The sequence below is a fragment of the Delftia sp. ZNC0008 genome (genome assembly GCF_000799035.1).
GTDB lineage: Bacteria > Pseudomonadota > Gammaproteobacteria > Burkholderiales > Burkholderiaceae_C > Comamonas > Comamonas tsuruhatensis.
The window spans coordinates 1-553 of record NZ_JTKZ01000728.1; the positions used below are offsets into that span (position 1 = coordinate 1).

1 protein-coding gene is annotated in these 553 nt (G+C 68.9%); it reads left to right on the top strand.

Annotated elements, in window-relative coordinates:
* Positions 1-553, top strand: a 553-nt coding sequence (locus L995_RS33985; RefSeq protein ID WP_047473905.1) for a fibronectin type III domain-containing protein, incomplete at both ends; no start/stop codon positions are given.

The following is a 553-nucleotide window of genomic DNA, read 5'->3' on the forward strand; positions in this document are numbered from 1 at the left end:
ACCGTCACTCCGACAGGCGCGCTGACCTTCGTGACCGCAGGCACCTGCACCGTTGCAGCCGACCAGGCCGGCGATGCCGCCATCGGCGCCGCACCCCAGGTCACGCAGAGCTTTGCCGTGAACGCCGTCGCCCCCGGTGCGCCCACCATCGGCACGGCCACGGCCGGCAATGCCCAGGCCATGGTGAGCTTTACCGCGCCCGCCTTCACGGGGGGTGCAGCCGTCACCTACACCGCCACGTCCAACCCGGGGGGCATCATGGCGACGGGCAGCAGCCCGATCACCGTGCCCGGCCTGACCAACGGCACGGCCTATACCTTCACAGTGACCGGCGCCAACTCCGCAGGTACCGGCACGCCCTCGGCCACATCCAACCAGGTAACGCCCAAGGCCACGCAAACCATCAGCTTTGCCAACCCCGGTGCACAGAACTTCGGCACCACGCCGACACTGACGGCAACCTCCAGCGCGGGCGCCAGCTATCCGGTGGCCTTCACGTCATCCACCACCGGCGTATGCACCGTCACTCCGACAGGCGCGCTGACCTTCGTGA